This window comes from Ruegeria sp. BHSC043 (assembly GCF_059612985.1).
On sequence record NZ_JBXWRS010000001.1, the window covers coordinates 817,561 to 838,569 of the forward strand.

The following is a 21,009-nucleotide window of genomic DNA, read 5'->3' on the forward strand; positions in this document are numbered from 1 at the left end:
CATGGATTGGCAGGCGCTCTGGCTTTCGCTTTCGCTCGCTGCGTGGACGGTGGCCTTGCTTCTACCGGTATCGATCCTGTTCGGGCGGTTTCTGGCGACCCGTAAGTTCCGGGGAAAGGGTGTGGTCGAGGGGCTTGTGATGCTGCCGCTGGTCCTGCCGCCGACCGTGTTCGGCTTCTACCTTCTGGGCACGCTCGGGCGGAACTCTCCGATCGGTGCGGCCTGGCAGGGGCTGTTCGGCCACCAATTGGTCTTCAGCTTCGAGGGATTGGTCGTGGCCTCGGTCATCTTCAACCTGCCATTTGCCATCCAACCGGCGCAGCGCGCCTTCGAGGCGATCCCGACGTCCCTGCGCGAAGCGGCGGCGGCCAGCGGGTTGCGCCCCCTAAGCGCGTTGCTGCGCATAGAACTTCCCCTGGCATGGCCGGGGGTGATGACGGCCATGGTGCTGACCTTCGCGCATACGCTGGGTGAATTCGGCATCGTCCTCATGGTGGGGGGCTCGATCCCCGGCGAGACCAAGACCATCGCCATCGCGATCTATGACCGCGTGCAGGCCTTCGACATGCAGTCGGCAGCGACGATGTCTTCGGTTCTGGTCGCCATTTCGCTGTTCACCATCGCCGCCACCTTCGCCCTGTCGGCCCGCATGGGGCGAAAGCTCGACTGATGACGCTCAGGGTTACGCTCCGGGCCAAGGCGCCAATTCCGCTTGATCTGACCTTCGCGGTAGGACCTGGAGAGTTGCTTGCACTGGTCGGACCCTCGGGATCGGGCAAGACCACGACCTTGCGGACCATCGCTGGGTTCTGGCGGCCCGAAGCGGCGCGGGTCGAGGCCGCCGGGATCACATGGCTCGATACCGAGGCGGGGGTCTGCTTGCCGACGCACCGCCGCCGCGTGGGCTTTGTGTTTCAAGACTATGCGCTGTTTCCGCATTTGACGGCGGCGCAGAACGTGGCCACGTCCCTGGGGGATCTGCCCCGCCGAGCACGGGTGCGCGAGGCCGAACACCTGTTGCAGCGCGTCCATCTGGATGGGCTCGGCCATCGCCGGCCGGCGGACCTGTCGGGCGGGCAGAAGCAGCGCGTGGCGCTGGCTCGGGCCTTGGCGCGGCGCCCCGACGTGCTGCTTCTGGACGAGCCGTTCTCGGCCGTGGATCGTGCCACGCGTGAGCGGCTGTACGGCGAGATCATCGCTTTGCGGTCCGATCTGGAAATGCCGGTGGTTCTGGTGACCCATGACGTGAACGAGGCGCAGTTGCTTGCGGATCGGATGTTGGTGATCGACCGCGGCCGGGTCGTGCGCGACGGCACCACGGCCGAAGTGATGGCCGACGCCGACGCGCTGCGGGCCATGGGAATCCGCGAAGCGGCTGTCATGCTGCCCGCGATGGTGGCCGAGCATCTCGACGACGGTCTAACCCGACTTGACGCAGCGACCGGTCCGCTGTTCTTGCCCAGGATCGACGGGGCGCCCGGCACCGGTGTCCGGGTGCGGATCATGGCGCATGACGTGATCCTGTCGCGCGCCCGGCCTCAGGGGCTGTCGGCGCAGAACATCCTTGGCGGAACAGTGACGCAGATCGTACCCGGAGCAGGACCGGGCGTGCTGGTCCATGTCGCGGTCGGCGAACACGAGATCCTCGCCCGGATCACCCGCCGCGCGGCCGCCGACCTTGGCTTGCAGCCAGGCGATCCGGTCCACGCCATCCTCAAATCCATGTCCGTTGCCCGCGATCATGTTGCGCGTGCCACGGACGACGGGCGCTTGGGCTGATCGGACCGGGCAAGGGTCCGTTGCTGCGCAGGCCGGGGTCATGCCTGGGCGTCCTGTCGGTTTGCGGCACTGCGAGAGTACGCGTTGTCATCAAACCGTCACTTTCACAGTGCTTTTATATTCGAATATTCATGAAATATGGAAAAAATGATTCCCGAACGCCTGTCCACCCTGGGACATCCACAGCGGCTTGCCGTATTTCGGCTGCTGATGCGGCGCTATCCCGACCGCGTCCCGGCCTCGGAGATCGCGGGCGCGCTGGGGCTAAAGCCCAACACGCTGTCGAATTATCTGAGTGCATTGCTGCAGGTGGGCCTGGTTTCGCAGGAGCGGGCAGGGACTTCGCTGCGCTATGCCATCGAGATGGCGGCAGTGCGCGGGACGATCGACTATTTGCTGCTGGACTGCTGCCGCGGCCGCCCCGAGATCTGCGCGCCCGCTTCCTGCACCACGTCTGACAAGACCGATCGGGACCGGAAGCTGAATGTGCTGTTCATCTGCACCGGCAATTCGGCGCGGTCGATCTTTGCCGAGGCGATCCTGCGGGACGAGGCGGGCGACCGGTTCAACGTGTATTCGGCCGGCACCCGGGCCCGGGCTGCGTTGAACCCGGTTGCTTTGCAGGTGCTGAAGCTCAATGGCCATGACATTTCGGATTTGCGCGCCAAGACCATCACCGAGCTTCAAACCCCGGGCGCGCCGGATTTCGATTTCGTGTTCACGGTCTGCGATCAGGCCGCGAACGAAGACTGTCCCGCCTGGCCCGGCCAGCCCATCAACGCGCATTGGGGCGTGCCCGATCCGGTCGGAGCCGACGGGACGCAAGAGCAGAAAACTTGTGCCTTTCAAGATGCTTACGACGCGATCCGCAACCGAATCCTGACCTTTTCATCGCTGCCGCTTGAAACCCTGGATCGCATATCTCTTCAGAACGCCGTGGATGACATCGGCCGGATCCATACCGAAGAAACCTCATGACCGTTTATGCTCTCAACGGCTTGGGCCGCATCGGCAAGCTGGCCCTGAAACCTCTGCTTGAGAAAGGCGCGCAGATCGCCTGGATCAATGATGCGGTGGGGGACCCCGCGATGCACGCGCATCTTCTGGAGTTCGACACCGTGCATGGCCGCTGGGCCGCCGACTTCAGTCATGACGAAAACTCGGTCACCATTGACGGCGTGCGGCTGCCCTTCATCGGAACCCGCAACCTGTCGGAGCTGCCGCTTGAGGGCGTCGACGTCATCATCGACTGCACCGGAGTTTTCAAGACCGAGGCAAAGCTGGCCCCTTACTTCGACGCCGGCCTGAAAAAGGTGGTGGTCTCGGCTCCGGTCAAGGATGGTGATACGGCCAATATCGTCTTTGGCGTGAACGAAGGCACCTATGACCCGGCCCGCCACCGCATCGTGACCGCGGCCAGCTGCACCACGAACTGCATGGCCCCGGTGGTCAAGGTGATCCACGAGAGCCTGGGCATCCGGCACGGCTCGATCACCACGATTCATGACGTGACCAACACGCAGACGATCGTGGACCGTCCGGCCAAGGACCTGCGCCGTGCCCGGTCGGCGCTGAACTCGCTGATCCCCACGACCACCGGCAGCGCCACGGCGATCACCCTGATCTATCCCGAGCTGACGGGGCGGCTGAACGGGCATGCGGTGCGGGTGCCGCTGCTGAATGCCTCGCTGACCGATTGCGTGTTCGAGGTTGAACGCGAAACGACGGCCGAAGAGGTGAACGCCCTGTTCAAGGCCGCGGCCGAGGGGCCTCTGGCCGGCATTCTGGGCTATGAGGAGCGTCCGCTGGTCTCGACCGACTATACCAATGACACCCGGTCCAGCATCGTGGATGCACCGTCGACCATGGTGGTGAACGGAACGCAAGTAAAGGTCTATGCCTGGTACGACAACGAGATGGGCTATGCGCATCGGCTGGTGGATGTGGCGATGATGGTCGGGGCATCGCTTTGACCAGCGCTTCCCAACGTCCGGACGGGCTGTCGGCCTATATGGCCGTCACGGCAGCCTATTGGGCCTTCATGCTGACCGACGGCGCCCTGCGGATGCTGGTGCTGCTGCATTTTCACACTCTGGGCTTTTCACCGGTCCAGCTGGCCTATTTGTTCGTGCTGTACGAGATCGCCGGGATGGCCACCAACCTGGCCGCCGGGTGGATCGCCGCGCGGTTCGGGCTGACCGCGACCCTGTACGCAGGGCTGACGATACAGGTGCTGGCGTTGCTGGCGCTGGCGCAATTGGATCCGGGCTGGACCATCGGTGTGTCCGTCGCCTTCGTGATGGTCGTGCAGGGCGCCAGCGGAGTGGCCAAGGACCTGACCAAGATGTCGTCGAAATCGGCAGTCAAGCTGTTGGCCCCCACAGAAGGCGGCGGACTGTTTCGCTGGGTGGCGGTGCTGACAGGGTCGAAGAACGCGGTCAAGGGGCTGGGCTTCCTGCTGGGGGCGGCCTTGTTGGCCGGGCTCGGCTTCACGGGTGCCGTGCTGGGCATGGCGGGGGTTTTGTTCCTTATCTTGGTGGCGGTGCTGCTGGCGATGCCGCCGGGGCTGCCTAAAGGGCGCAAGGGCGCGAAGTTTTCCGAGGTCTTTTCGAAATCGGCCAATGTGAACTGGCTGTCCGCGGCGCGGGTCTTCCTGTTCGGGGCGCGCGACGTCTGGTTCGTCGTCGGCATCCCGATCTATTTTTATGCTGTGCTGTCGGATGGCAGCGCAGCAGGCAACCGCGCGGCTTTTTTTCTGATCGGCGGGTTCATGGCCATGTGGGTCATTCTGTATGGCATCTTTCAGGCCGCCGCCCCGCGCCTGCTGCGGGCAGGGGCGCGGGATGAGGCCGATCTGGTCGCAGCGGCGCGCAGCTGGGCCTGGGGGCTGGCCTGTGTGCCGGCCCTATTGACGGTGGCCGCGCTGCTGTCCTCTGGTCCGACGCCATGGCTGACGCTGACGCTGGTGGGTGGTCTGCTGGCCTTTGGCGCGGTCTTTGCGGTGAATTCCTCGCTGCATTCTTACCTGATCCTGGCCTTCACCCAGGCCGAGCGGGTGACGATGGATGTGGGGTTCTACTACATGGCTAACGCGGGCGGGCGGCTGTTGGGTACGCTGCTGTCTGGGCTGACCTATCAATGGGGCGGGTTGCCCTTAATGCTGGGGACGGCGGCCGCCATGGTCTCGCTGTCCGCTGTGGCGGCGGGGCGCTTGCAGCCCCAAACAACTTCGGAGATCTCGGCATGAGCGTATTTGAACGGTATCTGTCCCTGTGGATCGCGCTGGCCATGGCCGCTGGGATCGCCATCGGCTCGTTCGCGCCGGGTTTAGTTCAGGCCATCGCGGTGGCCGAGGTGGCCAATGTCAACCTGGTGGTGGCGGTGCTGATCTGGGCCATGGTCTATCCGATGATGGTAGGGGTGGACCCGGGCAGCCTGCGCGACGTGGTAAAACAGCCCAAAGGGCTGGCGATCACTCTGGTGGTCAACTGGCTGATCAAGCCCTTTACCATGGCGGCGCTGGGCGTGCTGTTCTTCGAATACGTCTTCGCCGACCTGATCGCGCCCGCCGATGCCCAGCAATATATCGCGGGGCTGATCCTGCTGGGTGCGGCACCCTGCACGGCAATGGTGTTCGTCTGGTCGCATCTGACCAAGGGGGACGAGAACTATACCCTGCTGCAGGTGTCGGTGAATGACATTGTCATGGTCTTTGCCTTCGCTCCGATCGTGGCCTTCCTGCTGGGCGTGACCGACATTTCCGTTCCGTGGCAGACGCTGGTCCTGTCGGTTGTCCTGTTCGTGGCACTGCCACTGGCGGCGGGTGTCTGGACGCGCAACCGGCTGGGCTCGGCTGAGCGGATCGCGGCGTTCCGCGACCGGGTCAAGCCGTGGGGTGTTGTCGGCCTGATCGCGACGGTCGTCATCCTGTTCGGACTGCAGGGGCAGGTGATCCTAGACCGGCCAGCGGTCATTGCATTGATCGCCGTGCCGATCCTGATCCAGTCCTACGGGATCTTTGCGGTGGCCTACGCGGCGGCCTTTGCCCTGCGCGTGCCGCACCGGATCGCGGCGCCCTGCGCGCTGATCGGCACGTCGAACTTCTTTGAACTGGCGGTGGCCGTCGCCATCAGCCTGTTCGGCCTGAACTCGGGTGCGGCTCTGGCCACGGTAGTGGGTGTGTTGGTCGAGGTGCCGGTGATGCTGTCGCTGGTGACTTTCGCCAACCGGACACGCGGCAGGTTCCAGCAACGCGAAACAGGTGCCGTGGAACGTGCCGGCATCTGACTGTCGGTTTAACATGCTGAAAGAAAGCACGTCTTGCCCATCTCGGAGGGCGCGAAAAATTCTATCGGCGCCCACTTGAAATCTGGTTTCAACGAAACTTTGGCCGGTTGTGAGACGCCCGATTGAGGTTTCGTGGTTACGTGACAGGTTCGGCTGAAACAGCGGACCGCCAGCCGTTCGCCAGGACGGGAACAGATGACTGACGCGACTACACTACGCTGCCCTCGGGGCGGCCCGACTTGCCGCATGTCCGATCTCCGTCGGGGGGGGTGCGCGGCGCGATACGTCACAGGTGGCGCCCGGGAAACGACACCAGAGGAGGACGCGCATGCTTGCACCTGCATTCAACCGACGCAACGATCCGTTTGCAATCATGCGGTCGATGATGCGTGACTTTGACCGCCTGTCCGGTGATGGTCCGGCCCGCTGTTCTGGGCCGGCGCGGATCGCCGCGCCGCGCTTTGGTCCGTGGGGCGTGTATAGGTGACGGCGGCGGTCAGTTCCCGTTGTTGCGCGCTTCCAGCCGTTCAAGATTGACCACCGTCGACAGCATCAGCCTGTCGTGGCTCCAATCCTGGGTCTGGCGGAACGATGCCGCCGCGAATGCCACCAGAACGGCAAAGATCAGCGTCGTCGCAAGAAAGAAGGCGGGCACGGGCGCGTTAAGTCGGGGCGCGTCGGCCAGGGCGATCACCCGCTGCCGCAGGACCCGCTTGGCCTTGCCACCGGGAACCAGGGCCACGTTCAGAACACGCGGGCGGCCCTGCGAGACCGTTCTGGCGCAGTAATCCAGCAGACATTTGGTATAGTCGCGGGCGTCGATTCCGCGGCGCATGACCACGGATTGGTCGCAGGACAGTTCGCGCAGACGGCTGAACTGATATTTCAGCAGCCAGAAGGCCGGGTTCCAGAACAACAGCGGACGCAGCAGTTCGATTCCAAGCTCCCATTCGACGTCCCGGGCGCGGACATGCTCGAGTTCATGTGCCAGCGCAAAGCGTAGCTCGCGCGGGGTGTCCAGCAGATGGCTGGGCAGCACCACATGGCGGCGGCGCAGACCGCGCACAGCGAAGGGAACGGTGATCCGGTCCGAGAGGCGCACGTCCACGCGGGTCGAGCGGCGCCAGAGGAAGCTGTTCTGAACGGTTTCGCGAATGGCCAGCGCATCCCGAACCGTCCGTGCCAGAATGCGCAGCGCGGCAAGGATCAGCGCCGCGACAAGCCCGGTCAGAACCGGGCTTTGACCGGACAGCACAAGATCGACCCAGCGCTGGCGTGTGTTCAGCAAGGCCTCGAACTGGGTCGCCGGCATGGCGATGTCGCCCCGCAGATAGGCCGCGACGGCGATGTCCCCGATGGCCACGGCGCGTCCGGGCCACATTTGCGCAGACAGTGCGGTCACCGTCAGCGCCAGAACCGGGCTGAGCAGAACACACAGGCAAAGCGCCTTGAGCACACGCAATTGAACGATGAAATTGTGCCGCTGCACCGTTGGGCGCAACGCCGCCCGGGCGGCCAGCCAGATCAGCGCGGACAAGGCCAGCACGACATTCAGGTCCAAATAGGCGTCGAGTACCGGTTTAACCGCTGTCATTTTGCAGTCTCCTCTCTACCAGTGCTCGAATTTCCTCCAGATCAGCTTCGGTCAGGCCGGCGTCATCGACAAGACGTGCCACCAGCGAGGCCGGGGTGTCATCGAACAACGTGCGAGACAGGTTCTGCAGCGACCGCGCCTGATAGGTGTCCTTCTCAAGCAGCGGGCGATAGATCAGGGTTTTGCCATCCTTGCGGCTTTGGACAAATCCCTTTTCATCCAGGATACGCAGGATCGTCGCGCCCGAGGTGTAGGCCAGGTTCCGCTCGGGCGGCAGCCGGTCCAGCACGTCGCGTACCGAGCCTTCGCCAAGTGCCCAAAGCTCGTTCATGAACTCCAGTTCAACCTCGGTCAGCAGATTTCCTGTCTTTCTCTTTCGCATCGGTTTCGGTGTCACCATTTTGCCTGTTATGCTTGCCAGACAAGCATCCTTTCGCGGTTGCGCAAAGCCTAAACTTTCCAGAAAACGAAAATGCCCCAGCCGATCGACAGGAAAAGCGGGGTCCAGACCGGTTGGCCGACCAGCCCCAGCCAGGCCAGAAAGATATAGGCCGAGCCCAGCAGGGTGATGAACAGTCGGTCGCCCAATGTGGTGGTCAGGCCCAGCACGCCCCGGCGTTCGATCCCGTCGCGAAACTTGACCACCTCGAGTACCCCGATCAGGGCGATGGCCGAGAAGATGCCCACGAAAACCGCCAGCGTTGCCGGGGTCCAGGCCATCCAGAAATCGGGCCACAGCGGGTCGGTCCACGAAAAGCCCTTGGGTTCTTCCTGGCCGACATTACCCCAGCCAGCCTTGGCTTGCGCCAGCGCCGGGGAAGGGGCGAACAGGGAGAGGGAGAGAAGGAGTTTGCGCATGTCGAACCTCATACACGTCCCATCGCGAAACCGCGCGCGATGTAGTTGCGGACAAACCAGATGACGATGGCGCCGGGGATGATGGTCAGGGTGCCGGCGGCAGCCAGCAGGCCCAACTCGTAGCCTGCGCTGGACGCGGTGCGGGTCATCACGGCGGCGATCGGTTTGGCCTCAACCGCCGTCAGGGTCTTGGCCAGCAGCATTTCCACCCACGAGAACATGAAACAGAAGAATGCCGCCACGCCCACGCCCGCCTTGATGTTGGGCAGGAAGATCGTGACGAAGAACCGGGGGAAGGAATAGCCGTCGACATAGGCGGTTTCATCCAGCTCTTTCGGGATGCCGCGCATGAAACCTTCCAGGATCCACACTGCCAGCGGCACGTTGAACAGCGTGTGCGCCAGTGCCACCGCCAGGTAGGTGTCGAAGAGGTGGATCGACGAATACAGCTGAAAGAAGGGCAGGGCGAACACGGCCGCCGGGGCCATGCGGTTGGTCAGCAGCCAGAAGAACAGCTGCTTGTCGCCTAGGAACCGATAGCGCGAGAACGCGTAGGCCGCAGGCAACGCCACGCAGACCGACAGGATCGTGTTGATCGTCACATAGGTGATTGAGTTGATATAGCCCCAATACCACGTCGGATCGGTGAAGATGGCCTTGTAGTTCTCCAGCGTAAAGGTCTGGGGAAAAAGGGAGAAGCCTGACAGGATCTCGTTCGTGGTCTTGAAGGACATCGCCACCAGCCAATAGATCGGCAACATCAGGAACGCGATATACAGGATCGGGATGAGGGACCGCTTCTTCATTGCGCGTCATCCTTTGTCATGAGGGTGTAGAAGACCCAGGAAACCAGCAGCGTGATGGCGAAATAGATCAGGCTCATCGCGGCCGCGGGGCCAAGGTCGAACTGTCCCAGCGCGATCTTCACCAGGTCGATCGACAGCAGGGTGGTCGAGTTGCCGGGACCGCCCCCGGTCAGAACGAAGGGTTCGGTGTAGATGTTGAAACTGTCCATGAACCGCAGCAGAACCGCGATGGTCAGAACCGTCTTCATCTTGGGCAGCTGAATATAGCGGAACACCGACCAGGGGCTTGCCCCGTCGATCTTGGCTGCCTGGTAATAGGCGTCGGGGATGGACACCAGACCGGCATAGCACAGCAGCACAACCAGCGAGGTCCAGTGCCAGACATCCATCACCACGATGGTGATCCAGGCCGACAGCGGTTGTTGGGTCATGTCATAGTTGATGCCCAGCACGTCGTTCAGGAAATACCCCAGCAGGCCGATCTTGGGCAGGGTGAAGATGTTCCACATCGAGCCGACCACGTTCCACGGGATCAGCATCGGCAGGGCCATCAGTACCAGGCAGACCGGCACCCAGAAGCCCTTGCGCGGCATCGACAGGGCCACGATGATGCCCAGCGGCACCTCGATCATCAGGATCAGCGCGGTGAACAGGAACTGTCGCCCCAGCGCCGCCTGGAAGCGGTCAGACCGCAGGATCTGTTCGAACCAGCCCAGCCCTTCCCAGAAGAACTGGTTGTTGCCGAAGGTTTCCTGGACCGAGTAGTTGACCACCGTCATCATGGGCACCAGTGCGTTGAACGCCACCAGCGCCAGCACCGGCAGGACAAAGAACCACGCTTTCTGATTTTCCGTTCTCATCGGGCGCGCTCCTCGGTTGCGATCCAGCCGTCACGATAGACGCGCGTCTGTTCAGGTTTGAATTGAAGAAAGACTTGCGATCCGGGCTCGGGGGGCGTGTGTTCGGTCACCGCCTTCACTGGGCTGGTGCCGACCATGGCGCTAACCACATAGTGCCGCCCGATATCGGCCACCTTGGTGATATGGGCCGGGATGCCATCGGGGCCAAAGCCCACATATTCGGGCCGGATTCCCAGATCGGTGCGACCGCTGGTGCCGCTGACCGGACCTTCCAGCATCACCTCGTGCCCTTCGAACAGGGCACGGTCGCCCCGCGCCTCGCAGGGCAGCACGTTCATGCCGGGCGAGCCGATGAAATGGCCCACGAATGTGTGTTGCGGGCGCTCGAACAGCTCGACCGGAGTTCCGATCTGGACCACTTCGCCTTCCTGCATCACAACCACCTCGTCTGCGAAGGTGAGCGCTTCGGTCTGGTCGTGTGTGACATAGATCATCGTCGCCTTGACGCGCTGGTGAAGCTCTTTCAGCTTGGACCGCAGCTTCCATTTCAGATGCGGGTCGATCACGGTCAGCGGCTCGTCGAACATCACTGCGTTCACGTCGTCGCGGACCAGACCGCGGCCCATCGAGATCTTCTGCTTGTTGTCCGGGCTGAGGCCGCTGGCGCGGGTGTTCAGCATGTCGGTGACATCCAGCATCTCGGCGATCTCGTCGACGCGCCGCTTAATCGTCGCCGGATCGACGCCGCGGTTCTTGAGCGGAAAGGCCAAGTTCTCGCCGACGGTCATCGTGTCGTAGATCACCGGAAACTGGAACACTTGCGCGATGTTGCGCTGATCAGGGGGCAGGGCGGTCACGTCGCGGTCGTCGAACAGGATCTGCCCCTCGGATGGGGTCAACAGACCCGAGATGATGTTCAGCAGCGTGGACTTGCCGCAGCCCGATGGCCCCAGCAGGGCATAGGCCCCGCCATCACGCCAGGTCACGTCGATTTCCTTCAGCGCATAGTCCTGCGTACCTTGCGGCGACGGCATGTAGCTGTGTTTGAGGTTTGAAAGCTTGATCTGTGCCATGTCAGGCCACCCTTTTGCCGTCTTGGCCGAAATACCGGCAATGGGCCGGGTTCATGTAGAATGTGTGGTCCTCGCCCACCTGATAGGGGTGGACCCCGGCGGCCAGCGACACCCAGGCGTCTTCGCCATGCTGGAAATGCGCGCTGGAATCCGATCCGGACAGTTCGGTCACGATCACGCGACCGGTCAGCTCGACGTCATCGGCCGAGGCGCGCACGGGGGTGACGCGGTGCGGGCGCACGGCGACCTTGTATTGCCCGTCGGACAGGCTGATGCCCTCGCTCAGCCGCCATGTGCCGCCGCCGGCCAACTGAACCTGGCCACCGGTGATCGTGACGCGGGCCACGTTGATGGGCGGGTCGGAAAACACCCGCGCGGCGGCGAGGTTTTCGGGATTGCGATAGATGTCCGCCGTCGGGCCGAACTGAGTCACGCGGCCGTCCTCCATCAAGGCGGTGTAGCCGCCCAGCAGCAGCGCCTCCTCGGGTTCGGACGTGGCATAGACCACCACGGCGCCGCGCCCGGCGAACAGCTCGGGCAATTGCTCGCGCAATTCCTCGCGCAGCTTGTAGTCCAGATTGGCCAGCGGCTCGTCCAGGAATACCGCGCGGCTGTCCTTGGCGATGGCACGGGCCAGAGCGGTGCGCTGCTGTTGGCCACCCGACAGTTCATGCGGGCGACGGTGCAGCATCGGGCGCAGTTGCAGCAGGTCGGCGGCATCTTCCACGCGGCCTTCGATCTCGGATTGCGCCATTCCGGCCACGCGCAGCGGCGAGGCGATGTTGTCGAATACAGTCATATGCGGGTAGTTCACGAAGAACTGATGCACGAGGCTGATTTTGCGTTTCTGAGTGCTCAGCCGTGTCACGTCCTGCCCGTCCATCAGAACCTTGCCCGAGGCAATCGGATCCAGGCCGGCCATCATCTTGATCAGAGATGTCTTGCCCGACCCGGTCGCGCCCAGAAGCACGTTGAAATGGCCGGTCTGCAGCGTCAGGGACGTGGGTTTGATATGGGTAACGGTGCCGACCCGCTTGGTCGCGTCTTGTAATTCGATCATGTCCGTGGGTTCCGATCCCGCAGCGCGTGGCAACGCTGTTTGGTCTTGGTTGGCAAGGGGCGCCGGTACCGGCGCCCCCCGGGGAGTAGTGGCTTACTGGGACTGCCAGCGTGCCACCAGTTCGTCATAGTTGACGGTCTGGCCTTGCGGCTTCTCGTTTTCCAGCTTCGGCTTCGGCGCGCCCGGCTGGCTCAGCCAATATTCGGGGTCGCGCGGCTCGTTCAGGCGCGGACCACAGCCGCCGTAAACGCCAGCGCTTTCATCCGCGGCCTGCATACGGGCCATGGTGATGTCCATCTCTTCGGCCAGACGGTCCATCGCCTCTTGCGGGGTGAAGGCGCCCGAGTTCACGTCGCCGATCTGCTGCCACCAGATCTGGGCCAGCTTGGGGTAGTCGGGAACGTTGATGCCGGTCGGCGACCATGCCACGCGGTCGGGCGAGCGGTAGAACTCGACCAGGCCACCCAGCTTGGGTGCGCGTTCGGTAAATGACTCATGATTGACCGAGCTGTCGCGGATGAAAGTCAGACCCACATGGGACTTTTTCACATCGACGGTCTTGGACGTCACGAACTGAGCGTACAGCCACGCGGCCTGTGCCCGATCCGACGGGGTGGATTTCAGGAAGGTCCACGATCCCACGTCCTGATAGCCAACCTTCTGACCTTCTTCCCAATAGGGACCATGCGGGCTGGGCGCCATCCGCCACAGCGGGTTGCCCTCGTCGTCGACGGTGTTGTTGCCTTCGGACTTGGGCTTGACCATGTCGGCGGTAAAGGCCGTGTACCAGAAGATCTGCTGAGCCACGTTGCCTTGCGACAGAGCGGGCAGCGACTGGTAGAAGTCATAGGACGCCGCACCCGGAGGCGCGTATTTGCGCAGCCATTCGTCCCATTTGCGGATCGCATAGACCGCCGCCGGGCCGTTCGCGGCACCGCCACGCGACACCGAAGCGCCGACCGGGTTGCAGGTGCCCGCTTCCATGCGGATGCCCCATTCATCGACAGGTATACCGTTGGGCTCGCCCTTGTCGCCGGCGCCAGCCATCGACAGCCAGGCATCGGTCATGCGCCAGCCAAGGTCGGGCGCGCGCTTGCCGTAATCCATGTGGCCATAGATCGCGACCCCGTCGACTTCCTTGACGTCCTCGGTGAAGAACTCGGCGATATCCTCGTAGGCCGACCAGTTGACCGGAACGCCCAAATCATAGCCATATTTTTCCTTGAATGCGGCCTTGTTGGCTTCATCATCGAACCAGTCCTTGCGGAACCAGTACAGGTTGGCGAATTGTTGGTCGGGCAGCTGGTACAGCTTGCCGTCCGGCCCGGTAGTGAACTGGATGCCCATGAAGTCGTCCAGATCCAGCGTTGGAGAGGTCGTAGCCGCCCATTCGCCTTCCATCATGTCCGAGAGGGGATAGGCCAGTTGCAGGCGCGAATGCGTCCCGATCAGGTCGCTGTCGTTGACATAGCCGTCATACAGGTTCCGACCGGTCTGCATCTGGGTTTGAACGGCCTGGACGACCTCGCCTTCACCCAGGATCTGGTGGTTGACCTTGATGCCGGTGATTTCCTCGAATGCCTTGGTCAGAACCTCGGATTCATAGGAATGGGTCGGGATGCCTTCCGACAGGACATTGATTTCCATTCCGGCAAAGGGTTCAGCAGCCTTAATGAACCACTGCATCTCCGCCATCTGCTCGTCTTTTGACAAGGCGGATGGCTGAAATTCGTCGTCGATCCAGCGTTTGGCTGCGGCTTCGTCGGCCCAAACCGGACCGTGCCCCGCAATGACGGCAGCCGCCGCCACTGCGGACAAAAGATGTTTCCGCATCTTTCTCCTCCCAAGATTTATGGTTCTCCGGTGCGACCCGGATGAAAGGCAGCATCGGCGATTTTCCGCGAGTCTGTCAAACTAAAAAATTAGTAATTGAGGCGGCACCCGGTTTCGATCTCTCAGAGATATGAGGTAAGATCTTGAATTAATGAGACATTAAATGGGTTCGACGTAGCGTCTCGGGCGATGAGGACGCGTCGGGACTGTGTTGCCCAGCCACCCAAAAGGTGTCGACGCCGACCCCCAGACCCAGCCGGACCCGGGCTGTGAACAGTTCACCAGCGACGGAACGCCATGGATTTGGTGGAAAGTAAGAGTGGCAGCCCGTAGGGGAATCGAACCCCTCTTTCCAGGTTGAAAACCTGGCGTCCTAACCGATAGACGAACGGGCCACGCAAGCCTTGCACAAGCACAAGTGGCAGCCCGTAGGGGAATCGAACCCCTCTTTCCAGGTTGAAAACCTGGCGTCCTAACCGATAGACGAACGGGCCACGCTGGCTTGTGGAGGGCCTTTTACGGATTACGTTCCGCCCCCGCAAGACGAAAAATGCAGCCATGTGAAACTTTTTTGCGCCCCGGTTCCGGCAGGCTCGAAAGGGGTCATTTCGCCTCGGCCGCGTCTTTCAGGCGCAGCTGAACGCTCTGCCGTCCGCCCCAGGTATTGATCTCGAGCCGGCCTGCGAAATGGAACCGGGCACCGCCGTGATTTGACAGCCGATCGCCCATCGGGCCATCAAAGGCGCCAAAGGCGATGGCGTCGATCCCTGCGCCCATACCGTCGGACAGGGACAACTTCAGATGGGTCTCGCCCACGCGTTTGGCAAAGCGCACCTGCAGGTCGGGCAGGGCAAAGCGCGGGGCAGGCGCGCCGGCCCCGAACGGACCCGCCTGCTCAATCTGCTCGATCAATGCCACCGTGGCGGCGCCAGGCATCAGAACACCGTCAAGTTTCAGGTCGGCGGGGCCGCCTTCGCCCGCCCCCTGTTTAGCCAGCAACTCGCTCAGGCGCGCCATGGCGGGTTCCAGCTGATCGCGCATCACGGTCAGACCTGCGGCCATCTTGTGCCCGCCTCCCTTGACCAGCAGCCCTTCGGACGCCAGCCGGTGAATCGCGGCCCCCAGATCGACACCCGAAACCGAGCGGCCCGACCCTTTGCCCTCGTCGCCGTCAAAGCCGATGACGATGGCCGGGCGGTTGGCTGTCTCTTTCAGGCGCGAGGCCACGATGCCCACGACGCCCGGATGCCAACCGTCGCCCGCCGCCCAGACCAGCGGTGCGTCCAGCCCACGATTTTCGGCCTGGGCTAGCGCGGCGGCGCGCACGGCGTTTTCGATGTCGCGCCGTTCGGTATTCAACGCGTCCAACCGCTTGGCCAAGGCTTCTGCTTCGACGGGAGAGTCGGTGCTCAGCAAGCGCGCACCCAGATCGGCTTGACCGATGCGCCCCCCGGCGTTGACCCGTGGCCCCAGCAGGAACCCCAGGTGATAGCTGTTGGGCGCGGTATCCATGCGCGCCACGTCGGACAGAGCCACCAGGCCGGGCCGCAGGCGCTGCGCCATGACCTTCAACCCTTGCTGCACCAACGCGCGGTTGACCCCGACCAGAGGCGCAACATCGGCAACCGTGGCCAGAGCCACGAGATCCAGCATCGCCATCAGGTCAGGGCCCTTGGCGCCCGCCGCACGCAGCTGCCGGCCGGCCTCAACCAGCATCAGGAACACGACGGCGGCGGCGCACAGATAGGCGAGGTCTCCGCTTTCGTCCTGGCGGTTCGGGTTCACGACGGCCACGCAGTCGGGCAGGGTCTCTCCGCCTAGGTGGTGGTCCAGGACGATCACGTCCGCCCCTTGGGCCGCCGCGATGGCATCATGGCTGAGCGTCCCGCAATCGACGCAGATGATCAGGTCATGCGTCGCGGCCAGCTGGGCCATCGCGGGTGCGTTCGGGCCATAGCCCTCGTCGATCCGGTCGGGAACGTACAGCGTGGCGTTCAGCCCCATCTGACGCAGCCACACGATCAGCAGGGCGGCCGAACTGCCACCGTCCACGTCGTAATCGGCAAAGATCGCGATGCGCTGTTTGTGCCGCACGGCTTGCAGGAAACGGGCGGCGGCGGTTTCCACGTCCTTCAGCTCGCGCGGGTCGGGCAGCAGGTCGCGCAGCTTGGGCGCCAGAAAGCTCTCGGCCTCGGCTGGGGCCACGCCGCGGCGGGCCAGCACCTGGCACAACGGGCGGGGCAGGTCGGTCTGCTGTGCCAGCATTTCGGCGGCGCGGTCCATCTCGGGCGGTGGGCCGACCCACCTACGGCCGGTCAGAGAGTGCTCGACACCCAGAAAGCTCAACCTATCCCTCCTGACGGGCAAGGCCGAGCCCGGGCGGGCACGGCCTGTGAGTTGGTTTTGACGATGCCGGTCGGGCAATCACCCGTTCAGGTGCGGCCAGATCGGCGTACGGTAGGTCATGCGCCGGACCGAGCCGGTTTTCGACCGCATCAGCAGCGTGGTGGTTTCCACCCAGCCCGGCTGACGTTTGATGCGCGGCAGCAGCGACCCGCCGGTCACGCCGGTTGCAGCAAAGATCACGTCGGCCGTCACCATTTCGTCGCGCGAATAGACGCGGTCCAGATCGGTGATGCCCGCCTTGGCGGCGCGGCCGCGTTCGTCATCGTTCCGGAACAGCAGCCGGCCGAAGATCTGGCCGCCCATGCATTTCAGCGCCGCGGCCGCCAGCACGCCCTCGGGGGCGCCGCCCTGGCCCATATACATGTCGATCCCGGTTTCCTCTGCCTCGGCGCAGTGCATCACACCGGCCACGTCCCCATCGGTGATAAGCCGGATCGACGCGCCAGTTTCACGCACTTCGGCGATCATCGCCTCGTGCCGGGGACGTTCCAAAATGCAGACGGTGATGTCGCTGGGCTCGCAGCCCTTGGCCTTGGCCAGGGCCTCGACCCGCTCGCGCGGGCTCATGTCAAGCGACACAACCTTTTCCGGATAGCCCGGGCCCACGGCCAGCTTGTCCATGTACACGTCGGGCGCGTGCAGCATCGACCCGCGCGGCCCCATGGCGATGACGGTCAGCGCGTTGGGCATGTCCTTGGCGGTCAGGGTAGTGCCTTCCAGCGGGTCCAGCGCGATGTCCACGCCGGGGCCGTTGCCGGTGCCGACCTCTTCGCCGATATACAGCATCGGCGCCTCGTCGCGCTCGCCCTCGCCAATGACGACCACGCCGGCGATGTCCAGCAAGTTCAGCTGTTCGCGCATGGCGTTGACGGCGGCCTGGTCGGCTGCCTTCTCGTCACCGCGCCCGACCAACGAGGCCGAGGCCAGGGCGGCCTGTTCGGCGACCCGGGCCAGGCCGAGGGACAACATGCGGTCATTGAAATCGATCTTGGCAGCGCTCATGTGTGGGTATCCTTTGGCAATCTTGGACGTTGTTGACTGGCATAGCCTGCCCGTGGCGCAGGCCGCAAGGGTTCAGACCTGCTCAATGCGCAGCGCGACCGGTTCACCGGAAACCACGTCAGTCTTGCGCAGTTCCTCCAGCGCGATGTCCAGGGTGGCGCGGGTGGTCTTGTGGGTGACGATCAAAACCGGGGCGGTGTCCTCGGCATGGGCGTATTGGCGCATCCGGTCGATCGAGACGCCGGCATTGCCCAGAATGGCTGCCACCTTTGCCAGCGCACCGGGTTTGTCCAGCAGAGCCAGTCGCAGGTAATACGGGGCGGGCAGGCCGGTGATGGCGGGTTTGGCATCGACCAGAGTGGTGGCCGGACGCCCGAAGGTCGCGATGCGCAGCCCGCGCGCCAGGTCGCAGACATCGCCCATGACTGCGCTGGCCGTGGGGCCTTCGCCCGCGCCGGGGCCGCGCAGAACGACCTGTTCCACCGCGTCGCCCTCGATCACCACCATGTTGGTGCCGCCTTCCAACTGTCCCAACGGCGAGTCGCTGGGCACCAGGCAAGGCTGCATCCGCTGTTCCAGCCCGCGCGGTGTGCGTTGCGCCACGCCCAGCAACTTGATGCGGTAGCCCATGTCGTCTGCCTGGTGGATGTCGTCCAGGCTGATGTGTTGAATCCCCTCGATCTCGATCCCGTCGAAATTGGGTTTTGTGCCGAAGGCGATCGACGCCAGCAGCGCCAGCTTGTGCGCCGCGTCGATGCCGCCTACGTCCAGGTTCGGATCGGCCTCGAGGTAGCCCAGCTGCGCGCATTCCTCAAACAGGGCGTTGTAGCCCAGACCCTGCGACTGCATGCGGGTCAGAATATAGTTGCAGGTGCCGTTCATTACGCCCATCACGCGGGTAATCTCGTTCCCGGCCAGACCTTCGGTCAGCGATTTGATGACCGGGATGCCGCCCGCGACGGCCGCCTCGAACCGGATCACGCGGCCCGCGGCCTCGGCCATTTCGGCCAGCGCCTGACCGTGGATCGCCAGCAGCGCCTTGTTGGCCGTCACCACATCCTTGCCGGTGACCAAGGCCGCCTCGACCGAGGCCTTGGCCGGCCCGTTCTCACCGCCCATCAGCTCGACGAACACGTCGATGTCGTCACGCCGGGCCAAGGCGACCGGGTCGGTCTCCCAAGCGTAGCCCGACAGGTTGACGCCGCGGTCCTTGGTGGAATCACGCGCTGAAACGGCCACGATCTCGATGGGTCGGCCGGTGCGGGACTGCAGCAGATCGGCGTGGCGCCGGATGATCTTGACCACGCCCACACCCACGGTTCCCAAGCCAGCAATTCCAAGCCGCAGCGCCTGTGTCATTCCGTGGGTTCCTTTCTGCTCGGGTTTCGGCTGTTCGGGGCATTCCGCCCGTTCTTCGCTGCCTTAGCGGGTTCGGACCGGCGGTGCAATCGGTCAGCGTCCCAGCAACCGTCTGCACCGGTCGATGGCCGGTCTTCCTTTAGTCGATTGGGGTGTTCTGCAACCTGTTGGCGCGCTTGCGCAGGGACTTCTTGCGCTCGGTCAGATCCTTTCTCAGATCAGCGGCCTCGCTGGCCACGTCAACCGGTGGCCCCAAGGCCTCGTCCAGCGGGATCAGTTTGGGGTAGGGGGCATCCACGACGGTTGCTGCCTCGCGGCCTCGGAGCTCGGGGAAGTCCGTGCATCCGGCGGACAGTGCCACAAGAAAAAGGACAGGCAGCGGCTTCATCGCGGATCCCGTAGAGTTGCGTACCCTGTCGTGATGCACCTTCCGACGCCCGGGATCAAGCGGGGTTCTATTTGAACGTTTGTTCATATAAACTGCCGATCATGGCACGCACACAAGGTTCTCACTCGGATATCACAGGCCCGCGCATACGCAAAGCGGCGTTGCATCTGTTCGCGCGATATGGATATGCCGCTGTTTCCATGCGGCAAATCGCGGCCGAGGTCGGCGTACAGGCCGGTGCGCTGTACAATTATACGCCCGACAAGCAAAGCCTTCTGTACCGGTTGATGCGCGACCACATGGAGGAGTTGCTGGCCGCCCAGAAGGGTTTGCCGCCGCAGGATTGCGCGCTTGATGCGCTGCGTCAGTTCGTCGGGTTCCACATCCGGTTCCACATGCAGCGGCCCGAAGAGGTTTTCATCGCCTACATGGAGCTGCGAAACCTCACCCCCGAGAACTTTGCCGAGATCGAAGCCCTGCGGCGCGATTACGAGGACGCGCTGCAGGGAATCCTGGTCGCCGGACAGGCCGAGGGGGTGTTCGCGCTTCAGGATGCCAAGATTGCCACGCTTGCGGTGATTGCGATGCTGAACGGCGTCATGACCTGGTATCGGGCCGGCGGGCGCCTGTCGCTGGATCAGGTCGAACAGATCTATTGGGACATGGTGCGTAAGGCCGTGTCCGCCTGACCCGTCTCTCCGCCTGGGCCGTCAATGGGCAGGTCGGATGAAGGTGCCGTTGCGCAACTCTCGAAAGGCCTGTTCAAGCTCGGCGCGGGTGTTCATGACGATCGGTCCGTGCCAGGCCACGGGCTCGTTGATCGGAGCCCCTGAAATCAGCAGGAACCGTACCCCGTCCGGTCCCGCTTGGACGGTTACTTCGTCACCCGTTCCAAAGCGCACAAGGGTTCGGTTTCCGGACATGTCCCGGATGTTCACTTCCTGCCCGGCGACTTCTTTCTCCAACAGGACCCCTCTGGGCTTGGAGGCATCCGCAAAGGCGGCCTGCCCTTCGAACACATAGGCAAAGGCGCGGCGGTAGGTGTCGATCTTAAAGGTCTTTCGAACACCGGCGGGAACCGAGATATCCAAGTATTGAGGGTCGGCCGCGATTCCGTCCACCGGGCCGGTCTTTCCCCAGAACGTGCCGACGATGACCCGAACCCGGGTGCCGTCGTCATCTACGATTTCGGGAATGTCCTTGCCTTGCACGTCCTGATACCGGGGCGCAGTCATTTTCTGGGCCGAGGGCAGGTTGCCCCACAACTGAAACCCATGCATCTGCCCTGACGCGTTCCCCTTGGGCATCTCTTGATGCAGGATTCCCGATCCGGCGGTCATCCATTGCACGTCGCCAGCGCCGAGGGTCCCGGTGTTGCCCAGCGAATCCTTGTGTTCGACCGTACCGGACAGCACATAGGTGATCGTCTCGATTCCGCGATGGGGGTGCCAGGGAAACCCAGCCAGATAGTCCCGAGGGACCTCGTTCCGGAAATCATCAAACAGAAGGAACGGATCCAGCTCGGACGGATCCTGAAAACCAAATGCGCGGTGCAGCTTAACGCCGGCGCCTTCAAGAGTCGGAACGGCTTTGCGGGTTTCGAGGGTGGGTCTAAGGGACATAGGGCCTCCTGCGGTTGTGATTGTGAATATGGGCGGCGACGCGCTGCGGTCAATTCAACGAAAACTCACCGCGCCTGTGCGT

The 21,009-nt window shown here is 63.4% G+C and carries 21 protein-coding genes and 2 tRNA genes; 8 read left to right on the forward strand and 15 right to left on the reverse strand.

Features of this window, described 5'->3' with window-relative positions; translation table 11 throughout:
* Nucleotide 1: 1 nt before the first annotated feature.
* The 7 genes from modB (at nucleotide 2) to AC2FMM_RS04045 (ending at nucleotide 6,553) form a co-directional block, all read left to right on the forward strand.
* Nucleotides 2–670 carry a molybdate ABC transporter permease subunit gene (gene modB, locus AC2FMM_RS04015; protein WP_496795853.1) on the forward strand — a complete coding sequence of 223 codons (669 nt, stop codon included), beginning with the start codon at nucleotides 2–4 and terminating at the stop codon, nucleotides 668–670.
* Nucleotides 670–1,779 (forward strand): molybdenum ABC transporter ATP-binding protein, encoded by a 1,110-nt coding sequence (modC, locus tag AC2FMM_RS04020; RefSeq protein WP_496795854.1) that lies wholly within the window; start codon nucleotides 670–672, stop codon nucleotides 1,777–1,779. Before modB ends, modC begins: the two co-directional genes overlap by 1 nt.
* Before the next feature lie 138 nt (nucleotides 1,780–1,917).
* The gene (locus AC2FMM_RS04025; RefSeq protein WP_496795855.1) at nucleotides 1,918–2,757 is read left to right on the forward strand and encodes an arsenate reductase/protein-tyrosine-phosphatase family protein; all 840 of its coding nucleotides are present in this window, start codon (nucleotides 1,918–1,920) and stop codon (nucleotides 2,755–2,757) included.
* Nucleotides 2,754–3,752 carry an ArsJ-associated glyceraldehyde-3-phosphate dehydrogenase gene (locus AC2FMM_RS04030; RefSeq protein ID WP_496795856.1) on the forward strand — a complete coding sequence of 333 codons (999 nt, stop codon included), beginning with the start codon at nucleotides 2,754–2,756 and terminating at the stop codon, nucleotides 3,750–3,752. Before AC2FMM_RS04025 ends, AC2FMM_RS04030 begins: the two co-directional genes overlap by 4 nt.
* Nucleotides 3,749–5,026, forward strand: coding sequence for an organoarsenical effux MFS transporter ArsJ (gene arsJ / locus AC2FMM_RS04035; RefSeq protein WP_496795857.1), 1,278 nt, complete (start codon nucleotides 3,749–3,751; stop codon nucleotides 5,024–5,026). Before AC2FMM_RS04030 ends, arsJ begins: the two co-directional genes overlap by 4 nt.
* Nucleotides 5,023–6,066: an ACR3 family arsenite efflux transporter gene (arsB, locus tag AC2FMM_RS04040; protein WP_496795858.1), complete on the forward strand. Its 1,044-nt coding sequence runs from the start codon at nucleotides 5,023–5,025 to the stop codon at nucleotides 6,064–6,066. Before arsJ ends, arsB begins: the two co-directional genes overlap by 4 nt.
* A 328-nt stretch (nucleotides 6,067–6,394) precedes the next feature.
* Complete coding sequence (locus AC2FMM_RS04045; protein WP_496687030.1) at nucleotides 6,395–6,553, forward strand: hypothetical protein; 159 nt, start codon at nucleotides 6,395–6,397, stop codon at nucleotides 6,551–6,553.
* Nucleotides 6,554–6,562: 9 nt separating this feature from the next.
* On the opposite strand, the gene AC2FMM_RS04050 is transcribed toward AC2FMM_RS04045, so the two are convergent.
* From AC2FMM_RS04050 to AC2FMM_RS04115, 14 genes are all read right to left on the reverse strand, one after another.
* Nucleotides 6,563–7,660 (reverse strand): M56 family metallopeptidase, encoded by a 1,098-nt coding sequence (locus AC2FMM_RS04050; RefSeq protein WP_496795859.1) that lies wholly within the window; start codon nucleotides 7,658–7,660, stop codon nucleotides 6,563–6,565.
* Nucleotides 7,647–8,042 (reverse strand): BlaI/MecI/CopY family transcriptional regulator, encoded by a 396-nt coding sequence (locus AC2FMM_RS04055; RefSeq protein ID WP_005983946.1) that lies wholly within the window; start codon nucleotides 8,040–8,042, stop codon nucleotides 7,647–7,649. Before AC2FMM_RS04055 ends, AC2FMM_RS04050 begins: the two co-directional genes overlap by 14 nt.
* A gap of 68 nt (nucleotides 8,043–8,110) precedes the next feature.
* Nucleotides 8,111–8,380: a DUF2160 domain-containing protein gene (locus tag AC2FMM_RS04060; RefSeq protein ID WP_370797609.1), complete on the reverse strand. Its 270-nt coding sequence runs from the start codon at nucleotides 8,378–8,380 to the stop codon at nucleotides 8,111–8,113.
* Nucleotides 8,381–8,526: 146 nt separating this feature from the next.
* Nucleotides 8,527–9,324 (reverse strand): carbohydrate ABC transporter permease, encoded by a 798-nt coding sequence (locus AC2FMM_RS04065; RefSeq protein ID WP_496741792.1) that lies wholly within the window; start codon nucleotides 9,322–9,324, stop codon nucleotides 8,527–8,529.
* Nucleotides 9,321–10,184, reverse strand: coding sequence for a carbohydrate ABC transporter permease (locus tag AC2FMM_RS04070; protein ID WP_005983941.1), 864 nt, complete (start codon nucleotides 10,182–10,184; stop codon nucleotides 9,321–9,323). Before AC2FMM_RS04070 ends, AC2FMM_RS04065 begins: the two co-directional genes overlap by 4 nt.
* The gene (locus AC2FMM_RS04075; protein ID WP_496795860.1) at nucleotides 10,181–11,257 is read right to left on the reverse strand and encodes an ABC transporter ATP-binding protein; all 1,077 of its coding nucleotides are present in this window, start codon (nucleotides 11,255–11,257) and stop codon (nucleotides 10,181–10,183) included. Before AC2FMM_RS04075 ends, AC2FMM_RS04070 begins: the two co-directional genes overlap by 4 nt.
* Before the next feature lies 1 nt (nucleotide 11,258).
* Nucleotides 11,259–12,317: an ABC transporter ATP-binding protein gene (locus tag AC2FMM_RS04080; RefSeq protein ID WP_496795861.1), complete on the reverse strand. Its 1,059-nt coding sequence runs from the start codon at nucleotides 12,315–12,317 to the stop codon at nucleotides 11,259–11,261.
* A gap of 93 nt (nucleotides 12,318–12,410) precedes the next feature.
* Nucleotides 12,411–14,150, reverse strand: a complete 1,740-nt coding sequence (locus AC2FMM_RS04085; protein ID WP_496679539.1) for an ABC transporter substrate-binding protein — start codon at nucleotides 14,148–14,150, stop codon at nucleotides 12,411–12,413.
* 320 nt (nucleotides 14,151–14,470) lie between these two features.
* Nucleotides 14,471–14,545 (reverse strand) — tRNA-Glu (locus tag AC2FMM_RS04090).
* 24 nt (nucleotides 14,546–14,569) lie between these two features.
* Nucleotides 14,570–14,644: transfer RNA gene (locus AC2FMM_RS04095), tRNA-Glu, on the reverse strand.
* Between the two features lie 109 nt (nucleotides 14,645–14,753).
* A complete protein-coding gene (recJ, locus tag AC2FMM_RS04100; protein ID WP_496795862.1) occupies nucleotides 14,754–16,496 on the reverse strand; it encodes a single-stranded-DNA-specific exonuclease RecJ in 1,743 nt (580 codons plus the stop codon).
* Between the two features lie 78 nt (nucleotides 16,497–16,574).
* Nucleotides 16,575–17,558 carry a class II fructose-bisphosphatase gene (glpX, locus tag AC2FMM_RS04105; RefSeq protein WP_496679544.1) on the reverse strand — a complete coding sequence of 328 codons (984 nt, stop codon included), beginning with the start codon at nucleotides 17,556–17,558 and terminating at the stop codon, nucleotides 16,575–16,577.
* Between the two features lie 72 nt (nucleotides 17,559–17,630).
* Nucleotides 17,631–18,917, reverse strand: coding sequence for a homoserine dehydrogenase (locus AC2FMM_RS04110; protein WP_496795863.1), 1,287 nt, complete (start codon nucleotides 18,915–18,917; stop codon nucleotides 17,631–17,633).
* 139 nt (nucleotides 18,918–19,056) lie between these two features.
* Nucleotides 19,057–19,305 carry a hypothetical protein gene (locus AC2FMM_RS04115; protein WP_496679548.1) on the reverse strand — a complete coding sequence of 83 codons (249 nt, stop codon included), beginning with the start codon at nucleotides 19,303–19,305 and terminating at the stop codon, nucleotides 19,057–19,059.
* A gap of 101 nt (nucleotides 19,306–19,406) precedes the next feature.
* On the opposite strand from AC2FMM_RS04115, the gene AC2FMM_RS04120 reads away from it, so the two are divergent.
* Nucleotides 19,407–19,994: a TetR-type transcription factor C-terminal domain-containing protein gene (locus tag AC2FMM_RS04120; RefSeq protein ID WP_490360811.1), complete on the forward strand. Its 588-nt coding sequence runs from the start codon at nucleotides 19,407–19,409 to the stop codon at nucleotides 19,992–19,994.
* A gap of 21 nt (nucleotides 19,995–20,015) precedes the next feature.
* Here AC2FMM_RS04120 and AC2FMM_RS04125 read toward each other — a convergent pair whose 3' ends face one another.
* Nucleotides 20,016–20,927: a pirin family protein gene (locus tag AC2FMM_RS04125; protein WP_496795864.1), complete on the reverse strand. Its 912-nt coding sequence runs from the start codon at nucleotides 20,925–20,927 to the stop codon at nucleotides 20,016–20,018.
* Between the last annotated feature and the right edge of the window lie 82 nt (nucleotides 20,928–21,009).